Below are 21,100 nucleotides of genomic sequence, written 5' to 3' on the forward strand. Positions count from 1 at the left end.
GTTTGGGAGACCGATCAGTAACGAGGCCGGGACGGATGGGCCTTGCCGGATTTGAACCGGCGATCACTCCGTTATGAGCGGAGGGCTTTGAACCAGACTAAGCTAAAGGCCCGCGTCGATTTCGGGTACACGAGCGACGTTCTTTAGATTACCGCATTACCCCGACCGGAGGTCGTCGAGAACCGTCTCAAGCCGATACTCCGCGTGCCAGTTGACGTTCGCGCGGTTGTCGTTGGCGGCGGGTTCGTACCGGATCGCGGTCGTCGTCGATCCGGCCTCCTCGATCGCGATCAGGTAGATCTGCTCTTTCCTGACGTTCAGGGCGGCGAAGTAGTCGATCTCCCCCTCGTATCCCGATCGCTCGTATCCGTCGCTTTTCGTGCGGACGCTTCTGGTTCTGAACTCCACCGCACCGTCGCGTTTACTGTCGTACGCGGTTTTGACTTGGATCCGGTGGAAGTCGCCGCCGACCTCGGCCACGAGGTCGTACGGCTCGTTGTCGAACGCCGGCGTGAGCACGGAGACGTCCCGAGCGACCAGTTCCGCGATGACGATCGCTTCCGTCGCCTGTCCGCGCTTCTGTGGTTCCTCGAGTCGGTCGTACTGCGCGAGACGCGACATACGAACGGCTGCGTCGCTATCGTACAAAACGAGCGGCCGAACGAAGGGACGCCGAAGCCAGGACTCGAACCTGGGACCGCCTCGTGACTGTGACGGCCGGGGGAGGTTCCGCCGAACGTCGTAACAGCGAGGCGCTCTACCAACTGAGCTACTTCGGCTCACTTCCGCGTACTCGCGTCGTTTTGATATGGCTTTCGTTTCCGCCCGACGGAAGCGGATCGGCGGGACGCGAGGGTGCGAAACGATACCGCGGAGGACAGGTCTCGCGGGCGCCGATCCGACCGACACGTTTTCGGCCGGACCGCGAGACCGTTCGGTATGGACGAGTTGGAGGCGGTGCTGTCGCGGGTCCGCGAGCGGGTCCTCCCGGAGCCGGCGGAACGCGAGCGCCTGCGGGAGACGGCGGCGACGCTGACCGACCGGACCCGCGAGGCCATCGACGACCTCCCGGTCGACGCCGACGTGGTCCAGGTCGGGTCGACCGCGCGCGGCACGTGGGTCGCCGGCGACCGCGACATCGACCTGTTCGTCCGGTTCGACGCGGACCTCGACCGCGCCGAACTGGAGGAGTACGGCCTCGAAGTCGGCCACGCGGTCCTCCCCGACGGCCACGAGGAGTACGCCGAACACCCGTACGTGAAGGGGAGCTACGAGGGGTTCGACGTCGACCTCGTCCCCTGCCACGACGTGGAGACCGCCGGGGATCTGGTCTCCGCGGTCGACCGGACGCCGTTCCACGACGCGTACCTCTCCGCGCGGCTCGACGACGACCTCGCCGCGGACGTGGTGCTGGCGAAGGCGTTCCTGAAGGGGATCGGCGCGTACGGGAGCGACCTCCGCACCGAGGGGTTCTCGGGGTACCTCACGGAGCTGCTCGTGTTGGAGCTGGGCGGGTTCGTGCCGCTGGTCGAGTCGGCGCGGAGCTGGCACCCGCCGGTGGAGTTCGACCCCGAGGGGCACGCCGAGCGGACGTTCGAGGACCCGCTGGTCGTCGTCGACCCGACGGACCCGACGCGGAACGTCGCCGCGGTGCTGTCGGCGACGAACCTCGCGCGGTTCCAGCACTACGCCCGCGAGCTGCTCGCGGCCCCGAGCGAGAACCTCTTCGAGCCGGACGAGCCGGAGCCGCTGGACCCGAGCGAGGTGCGCGCGCACCTCAACCGGCGGGGGACGACGCCGGTCGCGGTCGTCTTCGACGCGCCCGACGTGGTCGACGACCAGCTGTGGCCCCAGCTCCGGCGGTCGCTGGACGGGATCGTCGGCGGGCTGAACGACCGCGGCTTCGACGTGCTCCGAGCGCGGGCGATGACGGACGCCGCGAGGGCGACGGAGGACGTTGGGCGGCACGGCGCGGAGAGGACGGTCGGACGCGGCGGCTCCGACGGGGCGACGCGGGCCGCGCTGTACGCCGAACTGGAGGTGACCGAGCGGCCGGCCGTCGAGCGCCACGACGGGCCGCCGGTCGCGGTCCGGAAGCACGCCGCGAGCTTCTACGAGTCGTACGTCGACGACGTCGACCCGGACACCTACGGCCCGTTCATCGACGGGGACCGGTACGTCGTCGAGCGGGAGCGGGAGTTCGCCACCGTCCGGGAGTACCTGGAGAGCGACGCCGCGAGCGACGTGGCGCTCGGCGCGCAGGTGGAGCCGGCGTTCGACGACCGCGACGTGCTGGTCGGCGAGGCGGTCGCGACGCTCTCGCCCGCGTTCGGGCGGCCGCTCCGGGAGTTCTACGAGCCGCGGCCGTGAGGTCGACGGAGGAGGGAGTTCAGCGGGAGACGCGATCGAGGAGCCAGTAGACGGCGGCGGCGACGGCGGCGACGATGAGCGCGAGCGCCGAGAGGAGGCCGGCGGCGCCGGGGAACGACAGCCAGAACGCGGCGTAGAAGGCGAGCGCGAACGCGAACAGGCCGACGACCAGCAGTCCGCGGGAGGGGTTCTGCGCGGCGGCGACGAAGGCGCGCTGGGCGATCGAGAGGTCGCCGAACTCGGGGACGTCTTCGGGGTCCACGGCGTCGGAGGGTGGCCCCGAGTCGGCCGGGTCTGTCGACTCGCCGTCGACGGAGCGGTCGGTGTCGGTCACGGACGCGGGTACGGGCCGAGGGATGCTGTACCTATCGCTTGCCGGACAGCGGCCGAGCGTCGGCGCCCGTCAGAAGAGGCGTCCGACGAGGAGCGAGCCGAGGAGGAACGCGGCCAGCGCGGCGGCGAGCGTCGAGGCCGCGCCGCCCGCGGCGGCGCGGATGCCCGTTTCGCTCGCGGTCCGGACCGTCCCGACGGCGAACGAGGAGAACGTGGTGAACGCGCCGCAGAAGCCGACGCCGAGGAGCAGCGCCACCGCCGACCCGATCGGTGCGGCCGAGACGGCCCCGAGCGCGAAGCTCCCGAGGGCGTTGACGAGGAGCACCGACAGACGCCCCTCGACGCGGAGCCCGACGGCGTGCCTGGCGACCGCGCCGAGCGCGCCGCCGACGCCGACGAGCGCTGTCGCGGGGAGCGGCGCGACGGTCATCGGCAGTCCAGCCCCCCGACGGCGAGCCCGAGCGCGGCCGCGGCGAAGCCGGTTGCGTAGCTGGCGGCGACGTACCACGCGCCGGCCGGTGTCCCCAGCGCGACCGCGTCGCCGACGAACGTGCTGTACGTCGTGAACGACGAGAGCGCGCCGGTCCCGACGAACAGCCGGATTCGGTCGCTCGACGCGCGGGTCAACAGGAGGCCGAGCGCGAACGACCCGGCGACGTTCGCGGCCAGCGTCCCCGCGCCGGTCGGCGCGCCTCCGGCGACCGCGACGCCGCTCGCGGCGGCAGCCGCAGCGGCGGCCTCGCTCGCGCCGACGTCGACCGCGTGCCTGGCGACCGCGCCGAGGAAGCCGCCGGCCGCGACGAGCAGGAACCCGTACGGCGTCCGTTCCATGGGCGTCGGTGTGTCCGCGGGCGCTTGTGCGTTCCGAGCCGCCTCGGCGCTACTCGGCGTCCGACGGCCGGCTGGCGCGGGGGCTCGCTCCCCCGTGCGGCGTTCGCCGCTCCCGGATCCGGACCGTGTGGGCCGTCTCGGTCGCGTCGTCGACGACGAGCGCCTCGCCGACGCCCTCGGGGAGCCGGGCGGCGAGGTCGCCGGCGAGGTACGTCGCCTCCGCCTCGGCGAGCCGGTCGACGTCGCGGGCGGCCGTGAGCCGATGAGAGACGAGGAGGTCGGACTGGGAGACGGCGACGCTCGGCAGCGCGGCCGGCCGCTGGGTCGCACAGACCACCGAGACGCCGGGCGCGCGGCCCCGCGTGAGGAGCGTCCGGAGCGCGGGCTCGGCGACCCCGTCGAAGAACGCGTGCGCCTCGTCGACGAGCAGCCACGGCAGCCGCCGGAGGCGTCCGTCGATCCGCGCGTCGTAGAGGCCGCGAGCGACCGCGCGGACGGCGGCCGCCGCGGCGGCGTCGGGCACGCCGGCGAGGTCGAGGACGGCGGGGTCGCCGTCGGCCGCGAGCGACGCGACCGGCGGCGCGTCGGCGTCGAAGACGCCCCACGAGTCCGCCAGCCGGAGGTGGTTCGCTGCGGCGCGGCGCGTCTCCGCCGGCGCGTCCGCGGCGGCGACCGCCTCCCGGAGCGCCGCGAGCGAGGGCGAGTCGCCGCCGTCGACCGCGTCCGCGACGACGCGCCAGACGAGGCTTCCCGGCCCGCTCTCTGGGTCGAGTCCCAGCAGGTCCGGCCACGTCGACGGCGGTATCGAGCCGGGACGGACCGCGGGGTCGACGACCCGTCCCCCGACCGCTTCGAGGCCCCCGAAGACGCCCATCGGGTCGACGACGACCGGCGCGACGCCGTCGGCGGCGGCGAGCCCCTCCGCGAGGACGCCGAGCGTGTACGACTTCCCGGTCCCGCGCTTCCCGAAGACGACGCCCGCGTGCGGGCGGTCGAGGTCGACGCCGACGGGCGCGCCCGCGCTCCCGTCGCGAGCGAGGAAGGATCCGATTCGGGCGGTGTGGGGCGGGCGGTCGCCGTCACGATCGATCGCGTCGCCGTGGTCGGAGTCGCTGTCGCTCGCGTCGCCGAGGTCGCGGCCGGGGTCGCTCGCGTCGTCGCCGTCGGGGTCCGGTCCGTCGCGGCCGAGTACGTACACGCGGACGGCTGGCCTCGGTATGGGATAAAAACGGTCGGGGGGCCGACCCTTTATACCGGATGCCGCGGCCAGCGGGGCGTATGTCCGATCGAACACACGACTCGCGCACCGCGAACCGCCGGACGTTCAGCACCGACACCCGCGCGATCGAGGGCCTCCCGGTCCGACTCGTCATCGCGCTCGTCGTCGGCGTCGCCAGCCTCAGCGTGATGATGGGGATGATCGGCGACATCGACGGGTTGGCCGCGACGGAGCTCGACGCGCAGCCGCAGCCGGAGGTGACCACGCCCGGGGAGCAGTCGATCGACGTCGCGGTCGTCGACCCGGACGGCTCCCGCGTCGCGGACGCGACGGTCATCGTCCGCGGCGGCTCCGCGCGGATCGACGGCGTCGTCACCGCGGAGACGAACGGCGAGGGGATCGCGACCGTCGACGTCGACCCCGAGTTGGGACCGAACCAGGCCGACGGGACGCTCACCATCGACGTCAAGCCGCCCGCAGAGGGCGACTACGTCGACGAGCGGGGGAACACCGAGGTGCTCGTCGTCGAGGAGTGACAACGCGGGCGACGCGGCCGAGCACCGGTCAGAGCCGGTCGTCCCAGTCGATCCAGTCCTGCTCCCAGCCGTGTCGGCGCTGCCGGCCGCGCTCGGCGCGTTCGGCGTCCTCGCGGCGGGTCCGGTTGCGTTCCGTTCCCGGCTGCTCGCCGTCGACGAGCATCGGCTGGAGCCGCGCCGGGCCGTGGGTCGCGACCGTCTCGAACCCCGGCGGCGCCGGGTCCTCGTCCGCGTCCGTGTCACGCGCGGACGACGGCTCGATCGCCGCCACCGTCTGGACGCCCGCGCCGCGCGGGTAGACGATCCGCCCGCCGGGCGCCAGCTGTTCGCGGAGGGGCCGCGGCGGCTCGACGACGGCGGCTTCGAGGAGGATCCGGTCGTAGGGCGCGTAGGCGGGGAGGCCGTCGGCGCCGTCCGCGCGGTCGACGAGGACGGCGCCGTAGCCGGCCGCGTCGAGGTTCGACCGCGCGGCGTGGACGGCGGCGCGGTCGATGTCGACCGCGTGGACGCGCCGCGCGCCGGCGATCGCCGCGAGCAGCGCGACCGAGTAGCCGATCCCCGCGCCGACGACGAGGACCGAGTCGCCCTCGTCGGCGTCGAGCGCGGTGAGCAGTCGGACCAGCGTCGGAAGCGAGAGCGAGTGGGGGTCGTCGCCGTCGACGGCGCCGCCGCGGGGCGAGTCGTCGACGAAGGGGTCGCGGGGGACGCGCTGAAGGGCGGTCAGCACGGGCGGCTCGATCGGCTCGCCGATCTGGTGTTCGAGCCCCTCGATCATGTCCGCCCGGAGCGACGCGTCGTCCATGCGCGGTCTCAGGACTCGGTCCTCTAAAACTGTGCGTTCGGCCGCCCGCCTACCGCATCGGGACGAACCGCACGCCGCCGTGGTCCTCGCGGTCGATCCCGTCGCCGCGGACCGTGAGCCGGACGAGCCGCTGGCGGCCGCGCTCGCTGACGGGGGCGACGACGCGGCCGTCCGTCCGGACGCGGTCGACGACGGCGTCCGGAACCGCCTCCGGCGCCGCGCAGGTGAGGTACGCGGCGTCGACCGGTGCCGCGTCGGCGAACGCCTCGCGCCCGTCGCCGGCCGACACGGTCACCTCGTACCCGAGGCGGTCGAGGCGGTCGCGGGCGGCGGCCGCCAGTTCCGGGACGCGCTCGGCCGAGAAGACGTTCCCCGGGCCGACGACCTCGGCGACGACCGCGGCGTGGTAGCCGCAGCCGGTCCCCACCTCGAAGACGCGGTCGCCGCGCTCGACCTCGAGCAGGTCGGTCATCATCGCGACCATGTGCGGCGCGCTGACCGTCTGCCCGTGGCCGATCGGGAGCGGTCGGTCGGCGTACGCCGACCCGCGCACCGACTCCGGGACGAACTCGTGTCGCGGGACGGCGCCGATCGCCGACAGCGTCCGCTCGCTCGCGTCGAGACGGTCGCGGAGCGCGTTCACCAGGTCGCGCCTGGCGGCCGCGTGGTCGGCGTCGTTCATGCGGAGAGTTACCACGGGGTCCGTGGAGAAAGCATCGGCCGGAAAGAGCGGGGTTCGGCTCGACCGCGACGCATGGAGTCGTTCGGTTCGCGTCGAGAGTCGTTCGGTTCGCGTCGAGGACGGGTCAGTTCACGTCGATCCGGTGGCCCTCGTCGGCGTCGACGGCGTCGAGCGGGACCGTCACCGTGAGCACGCCGTTGCGGTACGTCCCGGTCGCGTCCTTGAGGACCGCGGTCGCGGGGAGTTCGATCGTCCGGGTGACGGACTCGTGACGGCGCTCGCGGCGGAGGTAGCGTCGGTCCGCGTCTTCGCGCTCCGTGTCGCGCTCGCCGGTGATGGTCAGCCGGTCGCCGCTGGCGCGAACGTCGATCTCCTCGCGGTCGAAGCCCGGGAGGTCGGCCATCACGACGAACTCGTCGTCGTACTCGGCGACGTCGACGTCGGCGGTCCGGAGGTCGCGGCCCCAGGCGCGCTCGCCGGCGAAGGGCGTGCGGCCGAGGAACTGCTCGATCTCGTCGAAGGGATTCGTCGCGTTCATGAGAACAGAAAGGCGCCGTAAGGTAATAAATACAGAGTGAGGCGTGCTATCCTCCGAACGCGACAGTTCCGGTTCGACGGCGATCGCGGGCCGGCGCTCAGTTGACGTCGATCGTGTGCCCGCGGTCGTCGTCGGGCGAGCGCTTGGGGAGCGTGACCGTGAGCACGCCGGCGTCGAAAGAGGCCGTCGCCGCGTCGGCCTCGACCGGTTCGGGGACCGGAACGCGGCGCGAGACGGACCGGAGGCGGCGCTCGCGCCGATGGTAGCGGACCTCGTCGCCCTCGCCCGCGTCCCCCGCGTCGGCCGCGTCGTCGCCCTCGGCGGCGAACTCGGCGGACTCCTCGCGGGAGCCGGCGATCACGAGCGCGTCGTCGCGCAGTTCGACGTCCACGTCGTCGGCGTCGAACCCGGGGAGGTCGGCGACGACGGTGATCGACTCCTCGTCCTCGATCACGTCGACGTCCACCTCGCGGGCCCCGGGGAACCGCGGGACCTCGGGGCCGGCGCCCTCCAGCGTGCCGCCGAGTTCCTCGAACTCGCGGCCCATCCGTTCGAGCAGGTCCTCGATCTCGTCGAAGGGATCGCGTCGTGTCATACGGGTCAGGATTCGAGGCGGAGCGTCTTGAACGTACTGGCGGCGGGACCGAGCGCGGGCCGGGACCCGGGCGACAGACACTATCCGCTGGCGCCCCTGGCGATCGTATGCGCCTGTTCTGGCACCGAGGCGACGCGCGGACGCGGGACAACGCCGGCCTCGCGGCGGCGGCCCGCGAGGGAACGGTCGTTCCCGTCTTCGTGTACGACGCGGACCTGCTCGCGACGGTCGGCGCGCGTCAGCGCGCCTTCTTCCTCCGGCACGTGAAGCGCCTGGAGGAGCGGTATCGGGAGCTCGGGAGCGACCTCGTCGTCCGCGCGGGCGACCCGGACGAGGTCCTCGTCGACCTCGCCGACGAGCACGACGCCGAGGCGGTCGTCTACAACGAGCACTACCGGCCGGCCCGCCGGAACCGGCAGCGCGCGGTCGAGGACGCGCTCGCCGGCGCGGGCGTCGCGACGGACTCCCGGACCGACCTCGTGCTGGTCGACCCCGGGCGGCTGGAGGAGCGGTACCCGAACCACAGCCAGTTCCACGGCGACTGGGAGGCCGTGCCGAAGCGCGGGCCGTACGCGGAGCCCGACCCGGACGCGCTGGCCGACGTGCGCGACGGGAAGACCGTCCCCGAGCCCGACGCCGACATCGACCTCCCCGACGCGGGGTACGAGGCCGCGCGCGAGCGGTTCGACGAGTTCCTCGACTACGGGATCACCTCCTACAACGACACCCGCGACGACCTCGCGCGGGCGGTCGAGGCGCCGACGCACGCGGTCTCCAGGATGTCGCCGTACCTCGCGACAGGGGCGATCGGGATCCGGGAGGTGTGGGCGGGCGCGAGCGACGTCTACGACGCCGTGACCGGCGGCGAGCGCCGCAACGTCGACAAGTACCGCTACGAGCTGTCGTGGCGCGAGCAGATGTACCACCTGCTGTACTACACCCCCGACCTCGCAGTCTCGAACTACAAGTCGTTCCCCAACGAGATCGCGTGGCGGGAGTCGGACGCGGACTTCGAGGCGTGGGCGCGCGGCGAGACGGGGTACCCGCTCGTCGACGCGGGAATGCGACAGCTGAACGAGGAGGGGTACGTCCACAACCGCCCGCGGCAGGTGGTCGCGAGCTTCCTGACGAAGCACCTCCTGATCGACTGGCGGCGCGGCGCGCGCTACTTCACGAAGCAGCTGATCGACCACGACTACGCCTCGAACCACGGCGCCTGGCAGTGGACCGCCTCCACCGGCACCGACTCCGTCGACGTGCGCATCTTCGACCCGGTGAGTCAGATGTCGAAGTACGACGACGGGGCCCGGTACGTGAAGGCGTACGTCCCGGAGCTGTCGGACGTGCCGGCCGGGAAGGTCGTCGACTGGCCGACCCTCTCGCGGGCGGAGCGGGAGGAGCTGGCGCCCGACTACCCGCACCCCATCGTCGACCGGAACGAGGGGTACGAGCGGGCCCAGCGCGTCTTCGAGGAGGCGCTCGGGAAGCGATAGGTGCGGCCGGGGCGGGAACGGCGTTCCGTATCCGAGTTCTTTTCACGGGAACCGGCGAACACCGCGGGCATGTCCCCCGTCACGATCGACGACGTCGAGGCCGCGGCCGAGCGCCTCGCCGGCACCGACATCGTCCAGCGCACGCCCGTCGAGCGGAGCCGGTCGCTGAGCGAGCGGTGCGGCGCCGACGTGCGGCTGAAGATGGAGCACCTCCAGCGCACCGGCTCGTTCAAGACGCGCGGCGCGTACAACGCGATCTCGCGGGCGGTCGACGGCTCGGACGAAGGGGCCGACGAGCCCGCGATCGAGCGCGTCGTGGCCGCGAGCGCGGGCAACCACGCGCAGGGGGTGGCGCTGGCGGCGGCGGACGCCGGGATCGACGCGACGATCGTGATGCCGGAGTCGGCGCCGGCGGCGAAGATCGAGGCCACCCGCGCGTACGGCGCCGAGGTCGTCCTCCGCGGGAGCGCGTTCCCCGAGGCGATGGCCCACGCCCAGACCCTGACCGACGACCCCGGGACGCGGTTCGTCCACGCCTTCGACGACCCGGACGTGGTCGCCGGTCAGGGGACGCTCGGCTTAGAGGTGCTCGACCAGGTGCCCGCCGCCGACACCGTCCTCGTCCCGGTCGGCGGCGGCGGGCTCGCCGGCGGCGTCGCGACCGCGGTGAAGGCGCGATCGCCCAAGACGCGCGTGATCGGCGTTCAGACCGAGGGCGCGTCCACGCTCTCGGAGAGCCTCGCGGCCGGCGAGCTCGTGACGCGCGACGAGCCGGACACCATCGCGGACGGGATCGCGACCGGCGGGCTGAGCGACCTCACCCTCGGCCTGCTGGACGAGCACCTCGACGGCGCGGTCGTCGTGAGCGACGACGACGTGGCGAGCGCGATCCTCCTGCTCTTGGAGCGCGCGAAACAGCTGGTCGAGGGCGCGGGCGCGACGGCCGCGGCCGCCCTGTTGAACGACGACGCGGTCGACGAGCTCGACCTCGCCGGCGAGACCGTCGTCCCGCTGCTCTGCGGCGGCAACATCGACGTGACGACGCTGAAGGAGGTGGTGACCCACGCGCTCGTCGACCGCGACCAGCTGATCGAGCTCTCCGTCCGGATCGACGACACCCCCGGGACGATGGGGGAGATAGCGACCCTGATCGGCGGCGAGCGCGCGAACATCCGGACGGTGCGCCACGAGCGCAGCCGCCCGGACCTGCCGGTGGGCGACGCCGACCTCGTGTTCGAGGTGGAGACGAACGGGCCCGCCCACGTCGACCGCGTCCTGACGGCGGTGCGCGAGGCGGGCTACGAGGTCGAGTGGACGACGCGGGAGGAGTGAGAAGAGGGACTGCGTCTGTTTCTGCGAAGAACTGCGGTGGCGCGCGCCTCCGAGCGGTCGCCCACGGCGGCCGTGAGGAGCGCGTGCGAGGGAGTCGGCCGACCGGAGCGAAGCGGAGGGAGGCCGACGAGGTTGGGGAGGTGAGAGGCGCGGTTGCGGTGCCGGGCGGGACTCAAAGGGGCAGCCGCGAGGCGGGGGCAGGCGACGCAAGCACCGCAGGGAGCGAACGGAGTGAGCGACCGAGGAGCACAGCGAGCGTGCGCCCGCCTCGCGGCTGGGGCTTTGGCGGTGTTCGCCGCCGATCCGCGGTCAATATCGGCGATGTACGCGCGAACAGACGAACCGACAGCGGAGTTGGATTCGTCCGCGTCTCGCTCGATCCGACGATTTGAAACGCGCACCCCGGCAACCACGTCGTAATGAGTCTCGTCGTCACCGACACCCTGGAAGACGAGCGCGTCGAGTTCACGGCCGACGGCGACGTCACGCTGTACGTCTGCGGCCTGACGGTGTCGGACGACCCGCACCTCGGCCACGCCCGGCTGTGGTTCCACGCCGACGTGCTCCACCGGTGGCTCGAACACGAGGGGTACGACGTGCGCCACGTCGAGAACGTCACCGACGTGAACGAGAAAATTACGGCCCGCGTCGGCGAGCGCGACGAGTGGGCCGCCGAGCGCGACGTGGCCGAGACGTTCACGGCGAGCGTCTTCGACGCGATGCGCGGGCTGAACCTCCTGCGCGCGGAGGTGTACCCCCGCGTCACCGAGCACGTCCCGGAGATAATCGGCCTGACGGAGACCCTGATCGAGAAGGGGTACGCCTACGAGTCGAACGGCTCCGTCTACTTCGACGTGACGCGCTTCGACGGGTACGGGAAGCTCTCGAACCAGGACCTCGACGCGCTCGAAGCGCAGGGCGACCCGGACGAGTGCTCCGAGAAGCGCAACCCCGCGGACTTCGCGCTGTGGAAGGCCGACGGCGTGAGCGAGACCGCGGCGCGGGAGCACGCCAAACACGACCACGGCGCCGAGACGCCGGACGGCGAGACGTGGGACTCCCCGTGGGGCGAGGGGCGCCCGGGGTGGCACGTCGAGTGCTCGGCGATGTCGACGACGCACCTCGGCGACACGCTCGACGTCCACATGGGCGGGCGCGACCTCGTCTTCCCGCATCACGAAAACGAGATCGCGCAGTCGGAGGCGGCCACCGGCGAGGCGTTCGCGCGCCACTGGCTCCACGTCGGGCTCTTAGAGATGGACGGCGAGAAGATGTCCTCCTCCATCGGCAACTTCTGGACCGTGCCGGACGCCCTAGACGAACTCGGCGTCAACGTGGTCCGGACCTTCTACGCCGGCGCGGCCTACCGCTCCGAGCAGGCGCTCACCGAGGAGACGATCGCCGAGGCGGAGGAGCGCTGGGAGCGCCTCTCGCGCACCTACGACCGCGCCGTCGAGGCGCTCGACTCGACCGACTCCCGCGCGAAGGCCGCGGACGACGACCTCCGCGAGGCGGTCGCGACCGCGCGCGACGACTTCGCGGCCGCGATGAACGACGACCTCAACCTCCGGGAGGCGACCGCGGCGCTCCTCGATCTCACCGACGCGGTGAACCGCCACGTCGACGGGGTCGACGAGGCCGGCGAGGCCTACGACTACCGCGGCCTCCGCGAGGCCGTGGAAGCGTTCGAGGACCTCGGCGGCGACGTGCTCGGGCTCCAGTTCGAGACGGCGAGCGGCGGCGACGTGGAGCTGGCGGGCGAGCTGGTCGAGCTCGTGCTCGACGTGCGCGAGGCCGAGCGCGAGGCGGGCAACTACGAGCGCGCGGACGAACTGCGGGACGCCCTCCGCGAGGTCGGCGTCGAGATAGAGGACGGGCCGGACGGCGCGACGTACCGGTTCGAGTGAGCGCGGGTCCGGGCCGCGTCGGATCGCGGCGGGCGTAGCGTTTTCCTGCTCGCTTCCGAAGGCGCACGCGAGATGGCCGAAGACGCCGCGCGGCGCGGACAGGCCGTGTACGACCGCTGGGCCGACTACGGCGTGCTGTACCGCGCGGTCGACCGCGCCACCCGCTCGGTCCGGGAAAGGGGGGCCGCGGCACTCGGCGTCGACGCCGGCGACGCGGTCCTCGACCTCGGCTGCGGCCCGGGCGGGAGCCTTCCGCTCCTCGCGGACGCCGTCGGGGCGGACGGGACGGTGATCGCCGTCGACTACAGCGCCGGGATGGCGCGACGCGCCGCCGACCGCGCGGCGGCGCACCCGCCCGCCGCGGTGGTCCGGGGCGACGCCGGGCGACTTCCGCTCCGCGAGGACGCCGTCGACGCCGCCTTCGCGTCGCTGGCGCTGAGCGCGATGCCGGCGATCGGGGACGTCCTCGACGAGGTCGAGCGGGTCGTCCGTCCCGGCGGTCGGCTGGTGGTCGTCGACGGTCGGGTGCCGGACGGGGCGCTCGGGAGCGCGCTGGAGGGGGCATACCGTCGGCTCGTGAACTTCCGGAATCCGGACGTGCTCGCGGTGCTCCGGCGTCGGTTCGACGCGGTGACCGTCGTCGAGTCGTTCGACGCCGGGCTGGGAGTCGTCGCCCGCGCCGGTGTCGAGTGACGCCGGCCGGTCACGCTGGCGTCAGTCCCAGGTCACGTAGACGAGGAACGCGATCCCGACGAACTCGAGGATCTGGAGGTACATCATCGCGCGGACCGCGGGCGTCGACATCTGCGGCGGGTTCAGGTAGTAGAACAGCGCCAGCGCGTTCTCCGCTAAGAGGAAGGCGGCGAACACCGCCGAGCCGAGGGTGTGCTTCGACCGCACCTCGAGGTAGCTGCGCCCCCAGATGCCGAGGAGGACGAGCAACAGCAGGATGTTGACCCCCGCGGCGACTCGCGCCACGTCGAGCGTCAGGGTCATTCCGCGTCGCCTCCGATTCCACGATCAGTCGCCGCGTTCCAGGTTCGGGTCATGCTCACTCCAGTTGGTCGATGATGGATTCGACGGTCTCCCAGTTGTCTCGGGTGCGCTCGGTCGGTAGGTACACCGCGCCGTAGGTCTGTTCCGTGCTCTCGACCACGTCGTTCTCTTCGAGCACGTCGAGGTGGTGTCGCACGGTCTTGTACGCCAGGTCGAGGTCCTCTGCGAGCTGGTTTGCGTTCCGCGGGCGCTCGTCGAGCGCGCGGAGCAGGCGGGCCCGGTTGGGACCCCCCCGCGTTCCGGCCAGCACCTGCCAGAGGACCGGCTCCATCGACAGTACCGATCGGCGGAGCGACGTATAAACGCGTGGATACCAGCACCGCGAGGGCGGAGGACGGGAGCGTCGGCGGGGACCATCCGGCGGTTCGGGGCCGCTACGGCTGTAACACGCCGTCGATGACGTGGATGATGCCGTTCGAGGCCTCGATGTCCGTGTCGACGATGTCGGCCTGGTCGCCGTTGAGGTCGGTCCCGTCGACGTCGACCTTCGCGCCGTTGAGCGTCGGCACCTGGCTCGCGTTGACGATCGAGTTCGCCTTTCGCCGGCCCGGCACGACGTGGTAGGTGAGCACGTCGCCGAGCCCGTCGACGTCGCCGACGTTGTCGACCGTGATCCCGGCCGCGTTGAACGCCGCGTCGGTCGGCGCGAACACGGTGAGCTGTCGGTTTCCGCTCAGCGTGTCGACGAGCCCCGCCTCCTGGACCGCGGCGACGAGCACGTCGAACCCGTCGGCCGCGACGGCCACGTCGACGATCGTTTCCCCTTGGCTCGGCGGCTCGGCGGCGGCCGCTCCGACGCCGCCGACCAGCGTCGCCGTTCCCGCGCCGAGCCCCTTCAGTACCGTCCGTCTGTTCGCGTTCATGGGAGACACCCGGCCTGGAAGATGTTTCAGTATGTATTCAACAATTTGGAGAAAGTAACCCGCATCCGGCACGAAAGCGACCCAAATCTTCGCCAGTATTGCCGGTAGGGGGCGGCGTCGCTCGGGAACGGCGTCGCTCGGGGGCCGCGAGCGGGCGCCGGGGCTCAGTCCAGCACGTGTTCGGTGTCGTACGAGCCGAGCACCTTGACCCAGCCCTTGTCGGCGATGGCCTCGACGTCGCCGACCGCCTTCGCCATGTGGTCCTCGTAGAGGCCGGCGTCCACGTCGAAGTGGAACAGGTAGTCGCCGAGGCGCTCGCCGCTCGGGCGGGACTCGATCCGGGAGAGGTTGAGGTTGCGGTCCGCGAACGCCTCCAGCAGTTCGAGGAGGAGGCCCGGGTAGTTCGCGTTCGGGTATACGATCAGCGTCGTCTTCCCGCCGGCGTCGGAGCGCGCGGAGTCGGGCGCGACGACGAGGAACCGGGTCGCGTTGGAGGTGCGGTCCTGGATGTCCGCGGCGAGGATGGAGAGGTCGTCGCCGGCGTTGTCCGGGTGGCCGATGCCGGCGACGCGGGCGTCCTCGCGGGCGCGCTCGACGCCGCGGGCGGTGGAGGCGACCGCTTCGAGGCCGGCGTCCGGGTACTCGGCCTCCAGCCAGTTGCGGCACTGCGCGAGCGCCTGCGAGTGGCTCGCGACGACCTCGAAGGAGTCGTCCTGCGCGAGGAGGGCGTGTCGGATCGGCGTGACGACCTCGCGGGTGACCGACACGTCGTACTCCGCGAGCGCGTCGAGGCTCTCCGTGACCGAGCCCTCGATACTGTTCTCGATGGGGACGACGCCGCGCTCGAACTCGCCGTCGGCGACGGCGTCGACGATGGCGGTGACCGATTCGCGGAACGACACCTCGGCGGCGACGGAGCGCGCGGCGCGGTGCGAGTACGTGCCGGCGGGGCCCAGCGTGACGGCGTTCATCACCCCACCGTACCGGGGGCGGTGAGAAAAGCCTGCGGGGCGCGGCGATGTTTCCGGGCCGTCAGCGGGTGAGGGTCCCCGCGGCGGGTCGCTCGTCTGCGGCGGGTCGCTCGTCCCCGGGGCTCACTCCTCGTCCGGGTCGGTCGGCACGCCGCCGAGGTTCCCCTCGTCGTCGAACAGCTTCGCCCGGAGGAACCGCGTCCGGTAGCGGTTCGCGCCCTCCTTCGTGTCCGCCTCGCGGATCTCGTCGATCCGGCCGTCCGCGACGGCGTCGATAACCGCCTCGACCTGCTCCTTCTCGCTCGGGGTCAGCTCGAACTCGTAGGTCCGCGGCTGCTCGCTCTCCAGCCGCGTCCACTTCCGCGCGGCCGACACCACCACGGAGCAGGGCTCGCGACAGGGGAAGGCGCCGTCGCCGCCGTCGACGTCGAGGTCCGTCTCGTCGTCGTACTCCCACTCCCGGCGCTTCAGACACTGCGAGTCGTCGCAACAGGCCTCCGCGACCCAGTTGACGTGCTCGTACCCCTCGCCGCGGTCCCACGTCTTCACGACGCCGTAGATGCCCGACTGGCGCTCCATCGTCTCGCGCCAGTGGTTCACGTCGAGCTCGCCCTCGCGCTCGCGGTGCCAGTTAGCGACCGTCGCGGGGTATATCGTCTCGACCGCCTCGTAGAGCTCGCGGGGGCCGAGGTCGGGGAAGACCCAGCCGCCCACGAGCGACGGCGCCGTCTTGAGGGGGCGGTACCGCCCCTTCTCGTCGAAGGTGACCAGGTCGCGCGCGTCGAGCGGGTCGTCGTACGCGTCGAGGTCGTCGACCGGGACGCCCGCGTCGTCGGCGTGGCGCACGTCGTAGCGACGCTCGCCGCGGTCGGTGAGCGTCGCCGTAATCTTCAGTTCGCCCCAGGCGCGCTCGATCCCGGCCGCGAGCGCCGCGTACCGGGCCGCGACGGTCTCGCCGTCGGCGTCCTCGATCCAGCGGAGGAAGGCGCGTCGGGGGCCGAACTCGCCGACGACGCGCTCGAAGACGTACCAGTCGGTGACGGCGGGCGCGCGCTCGGCGAGCGCCTCGTGGAGGTCGCGCTCGCTCATCCCCGTCGGCCGGCTCCCGTCGGCGAGGACGTACTCGTCGGGCGAGCCGCCGGGCAGCTCCTCGTCGGTCCCCTCGGTGCCGCGCGCGACGCTGAACCCCTCGAACCGCAGGGGCTCACCGGGGTCCAGCTCGTCGAGCGCGTCGAGGACCGCGTCGAACGCGTCGCTCGGGAGGTCGATCTCGGGGACCTCGGGCTCGTCGCTGCCCGCCTCGCCGCCGTCGGTCGCGGAGGTGGAGTCGGCCACGGTCAGTCCCCCGTGGCGACGCGGGTCGTCTCGCGCACGTCGTCGAGCGCGCTCCCGAGGTCGGCGCCGGCGTCGGCCGCGCGCTCCAAGACCACGTCGGCCATGAGCGGCTCCGTCCCCACCGCGCCGGCGTACCAGATCCGGGTACCGTCGACCGTCTCGGGCACGTCGTACCCCTCGGTGTGGTCCTCGCAGAGGCCAACGTCCTCCGGGATGTCCTCCTGGGTGTGGTAGCCGTCGGCGATGAAGAGGGGGACCAGGACCACGTCGTCGCTCTCGAAGTGCTCGGGGAGGTCGTCGACCTCCGGGTCCTCGTCCATGTACAGCGCCTTCACCTCGTCGAAGCGGTCGCGCTCGGCGATCCGGTCGGCGTGGTACTCGATCGCCTTCGCGGAGTTCTCGTTGCGCTCGGTGCCGTGGCCGACGACCGCCAGGCCGAACCCCTCGCCCACGTCGGGGTCGTCCGTCACGGACTCGGCCCGTCGGACGATCACGTCGGTCATCGCGCGGTGGGTCCCCACCGGCCCGCAGTAGTGGACCTCGCGGTCGATGTCCTCGGCGACGAGCGTCGCCTGGTCCGCCGAGAGGCCGTCGGAGCCCCACTCGGAGACGTCCCAGCCGTCGAGCCGGAGCTCGCGCGGGATCACCTGCTCGGTGAAGTAGCCCTCCGAGACGAACAGCGGGACGACGTATATCTCGTCGCCCTCGACGGTGCGGAGCACCTCTCGGAAGTGCGGTTCCTCCTTCCAGAACCCGGTGCGGACCTCGTCGAAGGCACCGGTGGCGCGGATCGTGTCGGCGTGGTCGTACGTCGGCGCGCTCGACTCGGGGTTGAGGTGGGAGCCGTGCGCGACGATGACGAGCGACTGCATACCCGTGCTGGGGCCGCGCCGCTCTTAGGGACTTCGGAGGCTGCGGAACGACGGGAACGGCGCTCGGTCGCCCGGGACTTCCCCGCCCGACCGAAACGATCTTGCCCGCCCGCCGCGCAGCCCCGCGCATGTCGCTGGCAGCCGAGACGCGGGAGGCGGTCAGAGCGCGCCCGTTCGTCCGCGACGCGCTCCGCGCCGGACTGGTGAACCACAGCGCCGCGGCGTCGTGGCTCGCGGCGCGCGCCGACCTCGACGGCGACCCCGACGCGATCGCGGCCGCGCTCCGCCGCTTCCGGGAGGACTTGCCGGCCTACGAGACCGAGGCCCGGACCGCGAGCGTTTCCATGCGGAGCGGAGTGGGCATCGCCGACGACCCGACCGAGGCGAACGACGGCGCGGAGGGCGACGGGGCGGACGCCGACCCCCTCCTCCGCGTGGGCGACGCGGCGGTCGTCGAGGGCGGCGACCGCACCGCGATCCTGGCGACCGGCGACGTCGACGCCGCGGCGCTGGCGGACGCGCTGGGGCGGCTCGGCGCCGCGGAGGTGGAGGTCGCGGCCGCGGGCGTGGCCGCCGACGCGCTCGTCTGCGTCGTCTCCCGGCGCGACGGCGCGAGCGCGGTGCGGGTCGTCGAGGCGGCGCTGGAGGCGGTGCCCGTGGATGAGAGGTGAGTTCGGCCGACGAGCGGGAATCCGGCCGAGGAGGGGTGAATTCGACCGACCAGGGATGGATTCGGTCGACGAGAGGCGAGCCCGATCGGCGGGACGCGAGCCCGGACCGCGGCGAGCGAACCGATCCTGTCCGGGACGGCCTTTTTGCCGCTCTCGCTCCCAGTCGATCGCGTGTTGCTCACGACCGCCTTCGTCTTCCACGTGCTCTCCGGCGCCCTGTGGACCGGCGCGACGCTGTACGTCGTCTACGCGACCCTGCCGCGGGCGACCGACGGGACGCTCGGCCGCGCCGCGTTCGTCGACGCCGCCCACCGGCTCCTCATGGTCACGCGCTGGACCGGCGTCGTCCTCCCGGTCACCGGCGCGTACATGATCTGGCGGCTGTACACGCCGATCGAGCTCCTCGCGATGACCGGCCGTGGGTGGGCCGTCCTCGCGATGCTGTCGCTGTGGGGCGCGATGAACGGGCTCGTCGAACTGGGCGTCCTCCGGATGCGCCGCGAGGTGGACCCCGACCTCGGGTGGGGTCGGTACATGGCCGAGGGGTTCCCGGTCGACGCCCTCGCCGGGGTCGGGGGCGTCCCCGGGTCCGCCCGGCTGGCCTCCGTCGCCCGTCCGTACCTCCTCGCGAGCGCGGGGCTGGCCGTCCTGCTGCTCGTCGACGCCGCGCTCCTGGCCGGCGGGATACCGGGGTGACGGTCCCCGGAACGCGAGTATATAAATGCCGCCGAATCGGCGTTCTCGCGCCGACAGAGGGCAATGCTAACTCCCCGCATGAATTTCGGTCCAAGGCCGCGGAGTCCGGTGTTTTCGAGCGAGTCGATTCGTCACGGACGACCCGCACGCGGCGGCCCCTCAACGAGACATTTATATAGAATCACAATCAATCAAACGCTGTATGAGTCAGCGAATGCAGCAGGGCCAGCCGATGATCATCATGGGCGAGGACGCCCAGCGCGTCCAAGACAAGGACGCTCAGGAGTACAACATCTCCGCGGCGCGCGGCGTCGCCGAGTCGGTCCGCTCGACGCTCGGACCGAAGGGGATGGACAAGATGCTCGTCAACTCGATGGGCGACGTCACCATCACGAACGACGGCGTCACCATCCTCCAGGAGATGGACATCGACAACCCGACCGCCGAGATGGTCGTCGAGGTCGCCGAGACCCAGGAGGACGAGGCCGGCGACGGGACGACCAGCGCGGTCGCCATCGCGGGCGAGCTCCTGAAGAACGCGCAGGACCTCCTCGAACAGGACATCCACCCGACAGCGGTGATCAAGGGCTTCAACCTCGCGAGCGAGTACGCCCGCGAGCAGGTCGACGAGGTCGCGACCGCCGTCGACCCCGACGACACGGAGACCCTGCGTAACGTCGCCGAGACCTCGATGACGGGCAAGGGCGCCGAGCTCGACAAGGACGTGCTCGCCGACCTCGTCGTCCGCGCGGTACAGGGCGTCACCGTCGAGGCCGACGACGGCTCTCACGTGGTCGACCTGGCCAATCTCAACATCGAGACGCGCACCGGTCGCGCGGCGGGCGAGTCCCGCCTGCTCTCCGGCGCGGCGATCGACAAAGACCCCGTCCACGAGGACATGCCGACCGACTTCGAGGCGGCCGACATCCTCCTCCTCAACGACCCGATCGAGGTCGAGGAGGCGGACGTCGACACCTCGGTCAACGTCGACTCCCCGGACCAGCTCCAGAAGTTCCTCGACCAGGAGGAACAGCAGCTCCGCGAGAAGGTCGACCAGATCGTCGACTCCGGCGCCGACGTGGTCTTCTGTCAGAAGGGCATCGACGACCTCGCGCAGCACTACCTCGCGAAGGAGGGCGTGCTGGCGGTCCGCCGCACGAAGAAGTCCGACCTGACGTTCCTGAAGAACGTCCTCGGCGCGCCGATCGTCACGGACCTCGACTCGCTTACCGCCGACGACCTCGCGGTCGGCTCCGTCGAGCGCGACGACGACGAGGAGCTGTTCTACGTCGAGGGCGAGGACGCCCACGGCGTCACGCTCCTCCTGTACGGCACCACCGACCACGTCGTCGACGAGCTCGAACGCGGCATCCAGGACGCGCTCGACGTGGTCTCGACGACCGTCTCCGACGGGCGCACCCTGCCCGGCGGCGGCGCGGTCGAGGTCGAGATCGCGCGCCGCCTGCGCGACTACGCCGACTCCGTCGAGGGGCGCGAGCAGCTCGCCGTCGAGGCGTTCGCTGACTCCCTCGAACTGATCCCCCGCGTGCTCGCCGAGAACGCGGGCCTCGACGCGATCGACCTGCTGGTCGACCTGCGCGCGGCCCACGAGGCGGGCGACCAGAACGCCGGGCTCGACGTGTTCGCCGGCGAGGTCGTCAACACGGCCGACGCGGGCGTCGTCGAGACGGCCCACGCGAAGGAGCAGGCGATCGCCTCCGCGGCCGAGGCGGCGAACCTGGTCCTGAAAATCGACGACATCATCTCGGCGGGCGACCTCTCGACGTCGGGCGGCGACGACGAGGGCGGCGCCCCCGGCGGCGGCATGGGCGGCATGGGCGGCATGGGCGGCGCGATGTGAGGCCCGTCGGAGACGAATTCCCACAGCCCGTCAGGCCTCGCCTGACGACGCCGACGTAGGTCGAGGTCCTCGGACCTCGACGCCCGCGCCCGACCGCGATCGCTCGACGACTACACCTTCGCGCGCTCCGATTTCCC

At 72.1% G+C, this 21,100-nt stretch carries 24 protein-coding genes and 2 tRNA genes; 9 read left to right on the plus strand and 17 right to left on the minus strand.

Features of this window, described 5'->3' with window-relative positions; all coding sequences use genetic code 11:
* Positions 1-36: 36 nt before the first annotated feature.
* From HPS36_RS04575 to HPS36_RS04585, 3 genes are all read right to left on the minus strand, one after another.
* Positions 37-112, minus strand: a tRNA-Ile gene (locus HPS36_RS04575).
* Positions 113-156: 44 nt separating this feature from the next.
* A complete protein-coding gene (locus tag HPS36_RS04580; RefSeq protein ID WP_173228732.1) occupies positions 157-621 on the minus strand; it encodes a group I intron-associated PD-(D/E)XK endonuclease in 465 nt (154 codons plus the stop codon).
* Positions 622-670: 49 nt separating this feature from the next.
* Positions 671-779 (minus strand) — tRNA-Asn (locus HPS36_RS04585).
* Positions 780-939: 160 nt separating this feature from the next.
* Here HPS36_RS04585 and cca point away from each other — a divergent pair.
* On the plus strand, positions 940-2,370 hold the full coding sequence (gene cca, locus HPS36_RS04590; RefSeq protein ID WP_173228734.1) for a CCA tRNA nucleotidyltransferase: 1,431 nt from the start codon (positions 940-942) through the stop codon (positions 2,368-2,370).
* 19 nt (positions 2,371-2,389) lie between these two features.
* On the opposite strand, the gene HPS36_RS04595 is transcribed toward cca, so the two are convergent.
* The 4 genes from HPS36_RS04595 to HPS36_RS04610 all read right to left on the minus strand — a co-directional run bounded on the left by HPS36_RS04595 (position 2,390) and on the right by HPS36_RS04610 (position 4,732).
* Positions 2,390-2,704 carry a hypothetical protein gene (locus tag HPS36_RS04595; RefSeq protein WP_173228736.1) on the minus strand — a complete coding sequence of 105 codons (315 nt, stop codon included), beginning with the start codon at positions 2,702-2,704 and terminating at the stop codon, positions 2,390-2,392.
* A gap of 69 nt (positions 2,705-2,773) precedes the next feature.
* A complete protein-coding gene (locus HPS36_RS04600; protein WP_173228738.1) occupies positions 2,774-3,133 on the minus strand; it encodes a fluoride efflux transporter FluC in 360 nt (119 codons plus the stop codon).
* Entirely contained in the window at positions 3,130-3,534 is a 405-nt protein-coding gene (locus HPS36_RS04605) for a fluoride efflux transporter FluC (RefSeq protein WP_173228740.1), read from the minus strand. The genes HPS36_RS04600 and HPS36_RS04605 overlap by 4 nt, the downstream gene beginning before the upstream one ends.
* A 49-nt stretch (positions 3,535-3,583) precedes the next feature.
* Complete coding sequence (locus tag HPS36_RS04610) at positions 3,584-4,732, minus strand: ATP-binding protein (RefSeq protein ID WP_394353791.1); 1,149 nt, start codon at positions 4,730-4,732, stop codon at positions 3,584-3,586.
* Positions 4,733-4,812: 80 nt separating this feature from the next.
* Here HPS36_RS04610 and HPS36_RS04615 point away from each other — a divergent pair, with 80 nt between their 5' ends.
* Entirely contained in the window at positions 4,813-5,289 is a 477-nt protein-coding gene (locus tag HPS36_RS04615) for a DUF7382 domain-containing protein (protein ID WP_137705612.1), read from the plus strand.
* A gap of 28 nt (positions 5,290-5,317) precedes the next feature.
* Here the strand turns inward: HPS36_RS04615 and HPS36_RS04620 are convergent, their stop codons facing one another.
* The 4 genes from HPS36_RS04620 to HPS36_RS04635 all read right to left on the minus strand — a co-directional run bounded on the left by HPS36_RS04620 (position 5,318) and on the right by HPS36_RS04635 (position 7,906).
* Positions 5,318-6,091, minus strand: coding sequence for a protein-L-isoaspartate O-methyltransferase family protein (locus tag HPS36_RS04620; RefSeq protein ID WP_173228742.1), 774 nt, complete (start codon positions 6,089-6,091; stop codon positions 5,318-5,320).
* A 49-nt stretch (positions 6,092-6,140) separates the two neighbouring features.
* Positions 6,141-6,773, minus strand: coding sequence for a protein-L-isoaspartate(D-aspartate) O-methyltransferase (locus HPS36_RS04625; RefSeq protein ID WP_173228744.1), 633 nt, complete (start codon positions 6,771-6,773; stop codon positions 6,141-6,143).
* A gap of 124 nt (positions 6,774-6,897) precedes the next feature.
* A complete protein-coding gene (gene hsp14 / locus HPS36_RS04630; RefSeq protein WP_173228746.1) occupies positions 6,898-7,311 on the minus strand; it encodes an archaeal heat shock protein Hsp14 in 414 nt (137 codons plus the stop codon).
* Between the two features lie 97 nt (positions 7,312-7,408).
* On the minus strand, positions 7,409-7,906 hold the full coding sequence (locus HPS36_RS04635; protein ID WP_173228748.1) for an Hsp20/alpha crystallin family protein: 498 nt from the start codon (positions 7,904-7,906) through the stop codon (positions 7,409-7,411).
* Between the two features lie 107 nt (positions 7,907-8,013).
* Between HPS36_RS04635 and HPS36_RS04640 the strand changes: the two genes are divergently transcribed.
* The 4 genes from HPS36_RS04640 to HPS36_RS04655 all read left to right on the plus strand — a co-directional run bounded on the left by HPS36_RS04640 (position 8,014) and on the right by HPS36_RS04655 (position 13,331).
* A complete protein-coding gene (locus tag HPS36_RS04640; RefSeq protein WP_173228750.1) occupies positions 8,014-9,399 on the plus strand; it encodes a cryptochrome/photolyase family protein in 1,386 nt (461 codons plus the stop codon).
* A gap of 69 nt (positions 9,400-9,468) precedes the next feature.
* On the plus strand, positions 9,469-10,731 hold the full coding sequence (gene ilvA, locus HPS36_RS04645) for a threonine ammonia-lyase (protein ID WP_173228752.1): 1,263 nt from the start codon (positions 9,469-9,471) through the stop codon (positions 10,729-10,731).
* A 419-nt stretch (positions 10,732-11,150) separates the two neighbouring features.
* The gene (gene cysS / locus HPS36_RS04650; protein ID WP_173228754.1) at positions 11,151-12,638 is read left to right on the plus strand and encodes a cysteine--tRNA ligase; all 1,488 of its coding nucleotides are present in this window, start codon (positions 11,151-11,153) and stop codon (positions 12,636-12,638) included.
* 72 nt (positions 12,639-12,710) lie between these two features.
* Positions 12,711-13,331, plus strand: a complete 621-nt coding sequence (locus HPS36_RS04655; protein ID WP_173228756.1) for a methyltransferase domain-containing protein — start codon at positions 12,711-12,713, stop codon at positions 13,329-13,331.
* 21 nt (positions 13,332-13,352) lie between these two features.
* On the opposite strand, the gene HPS36_RS04660 is transcribed toward HPS36_RS04655, so the two are convergent.
* The 6 genes from HPS36_RS04660 to HPS36_RS04685 all read right to left on the minus strand — a co-directional run bounded on the left by HPS36_RS04660 (position 13,353) and on the right by HPS36_RS04685 (position 17,735).
* Positions 13,353-13,634: a hypothetical protein gene (locus HPS36_RS04660; RefSeq protein WP_173228757.1), complete on the minus strand. Its 282-nt coding sequence runs from the start codon at positions 13,632-13,634 to the stop codon at positions 13,353-13,355.
* Positions 13,635-13,689: 55 nt separating this feature from the next.
* Positions 13,690-13,965, minus strand: a complete 276-nt coding sequence (locus HPS36_RS04665) for an ArsR/SmtB family transcription factor (protein WP_053771857.1) — start codon at positions 13,963-13,965, stop codon at positions 13,690-13,692.
* Between the two features lie 103 nt (positions 13,966-14,068).
* Positions 14,069-14,557, minus strand: a complete 489-nt coding sequence (locus HPS36_RS04670; protein WP_173228759.1) for a fasciclin domain-containing protein — start codon at positions 14,555-14,557, stop codon at positions 14,069-14,071.
* A gap of 164 nt (positions 14,558-14,721) precedes the next feature.
* Complete coding sequence (pheA, locus tag HPS36_RS04675) at positions 14,722-15,528, minus strand: prephenate dehydratase (protein ID WP_137716454.1); 807 nt, start codon at positions 15,526-15,528, stop codon at positions 14,722-14,724.
* A 123-nt stretch (positions 15,529-15,651) separates the two neighbouring features.
* Entirely contained in the window at positions 15,652-16,863 is a 1,212-nt protein-coding gene (locus HPS36_RS04680; RefSeq protein ID WP_173228761.1) for a DR2241 family protein, read from the minus strand.
* A gap of 2 nt (positions 16,864-16,865) precedes the next feature.
* Positions 16,866-17,735, minus strand: coding sequence for a CbiX/SirB N-terminal domain-containing protein (locus HPS36_RS04685; protein ID WP_121600983.1), 870 nt, complete (start codon positions 17,733-17,735; stop codon positions 16,866-16,868).
* Between the two features lie 128 nt (positions 17,736-17,863).
* On the opposite strand from HPS36_RS04685, the gene HPS36_RS04690 reads away from it, so the two are divergent.
* The 3 genes from HPS36_RS04690 (at position 17,864) to thsB (ending at position 20,963) form a co-directional block, all read left to right on the plus strand.
* Entirely contained in the window at positions 17,864-18,406 is a 543-nt protein-coding gene (locus tag HPS36_RS04690) for a DUF7523 family protein (RefSeq protein ID WP_173228763.1), read from the plus strand.
* A 171-nt stretch (positions 18,407-18,577) separates the two neighbouring features.
* Positions 18,578-19,102, plus strand: coding sequence for a copper resistance protein CopD (locus tag HPS36_RS04695; protein ID WP_173228765.1), 525 nt, complete (start codon positions 18,578-18,580; stop codon positions 19,100-19,102).
* 214 nt (positions 19,103-19,316) lie between these two features.
* Positions 19,317-20,963 carry a thermosome subunit beta gene (gene thsB, locus HPS36_RS04700; RefSeq protein ID WP_137716562.1) on the plus strand — a complete coding sequence of 549 codons (1,647 nt, stop codon included), beginning with the start codon at positions 19,317-19,319 and terminating at the stop codon, positions 20,961-20,963.
* Positions 20,964-21,100: the final 137 nt, after the last annotated feature.

It is taken from the genome of Halorubrum salinarum (assembly GCF_013267195.1).
GTDB lineage: Archaea > Halobacteriota > Halobacteria > Halobacteriales > Haloferacaceae > Halorubrum > Halorubrum salinarum.

Bases quoted from the DNA above. Each gene is read 5' to 3' on its own strand.
- HPS36_RS04635 (WP_173228748.1), bottom strand. From the start codon at position 7,906: ATGACACGACGCGATCCCTTCGACGAGATCGAGGACCTGCTCGAACGG.
- HPS36_RS04640 (WP_173228750.1), top strand. From the start codon at position 8,014: ATGCGCCTGTTCTGGCACCGAGGCGACGCGCGGACGCGGGACAACGCC.
- HPS36_RS04655 (WP_173228756.1), top strand. From the start codon at position 12,711: ATGGCCGAAGACGCCGCGCGGCGCGGACAGGCCGTGTACGACCGCTGG.
- hsp14 (WP_173228746.1), bottom strand. From the start codon at position 7,311: ATGAACGCGACGAATCCCTTCGACGAGATCGAGCAGTTCCTCGGCCGC.
- HPS36_RS04660 (WP_173228757.1), bottom strand. From the start codon at position 13,634: ATGACCCTGACGCTCGACGTGGCGCGAGTCGCCGCGGGGGTCAACATC.
- cca (WP_173228734.1), top strand. From the start codon at position 940: ATGGACGAGTTGGAGGCGGTGCTGTCGCGGGTCCGCGAGCGGGTCCTC.
- HPS36_RS04690 (WP_173228763.1), top strand. From the start codon at position 17,864: ATGTCGCTGGCAGCCGAGACGCGGGAGGCGGTCAGAGCGCGCCCGTTC.
- HPS36_RS04580 (WP_173228732.1), bottom strand. From the start codon at position 621: ATGTCGCGTCTCGCGCAGTACGACCGACTCGAGGAACCACAGAAGCGC.
- HPS36_RS04615 (WP_137705612.1), top strand. From the start codon at position 4,813: ATGTCCGATCGAACACACGACTCGCGCACCGCGAACCGCCGGACGTTC.
- HPS36_RS04605 (WP_173228740.1), bottom strand. From the start codon at position 3,534: ATGGAACGGACGCCGTACGGGTTCCTGCTCGTCGCGGCCGGCGGCTTC.
- HPS36_RS04670 (WP_173228759.1), bottom strand. From the start codon at position 14,557: ATGAACGCGAACAGACGGACGGTACTGAAGGGGCTCGGCGCGGGAACG.
- thsB (WP_137716562.1), top strand. From the start codon at position 19,317: ATGCAGCAGGGCCAGCCGATGATCATCATGGGCGAGGACGCCCAGCGC.
- pheA (WP_137716454.1), bottom strand. From the start codon at position 15,528: ATGAACGCCGTCACGCTGGGCCCCGCCGGCACGTACTCGCACCGCGCC.
- HPS36_RS04625 (WP_173228744.1), bottom strand. From the start codon at position 6,773: ATGAACGACGCCGACCACGCGGCCGCCAGGCGCGACCTGGTGAACGCG.
- HPS36_RS04685 (WP_121600983.1), bottom strand. From the start codon at position 17,735: ATGCAGTCGCTCGTCATCGTCGCGCACGGCTCCCACCTCAACCCCGAG.
- HPS36_RS04620 (WP_173228742.1), bottom strand. From the start codon at position 6,091: ATGGACGACGCGTCGCTCCGGGCGGACATGATCGAGGGGCTCGAACAC.
- ilvA (WP_173228752.1), top strand. From the start codon at position 9,469: ATGTCCCCCGTCACGATCGACGACGTCGAGGCCGCGGCCGAGCGCCTC.
- HPS36_RS04665 (WP_053771857.1), bottom strand. From the start codon at position 13,965: ATGGAGCCGGTCCTCTGGCAGGTGCTGGCCGGAACGCGGGGGGGTCCC.
- cysS (WP_173228754.1), top strand. From the start codon at position 11,151: ATGAGTCTCGTCGTCACCGACACCCTGGAAGACGAGCGCGTCGAGTTC.
- HPS36_RS04600 (WP_173228738.1), bottom strand. From the start codon at position 3,133: ATGACCGTCGCGCCGCTCCCCGCGACAGCGCTCGTCGGCGTCGGCGGC.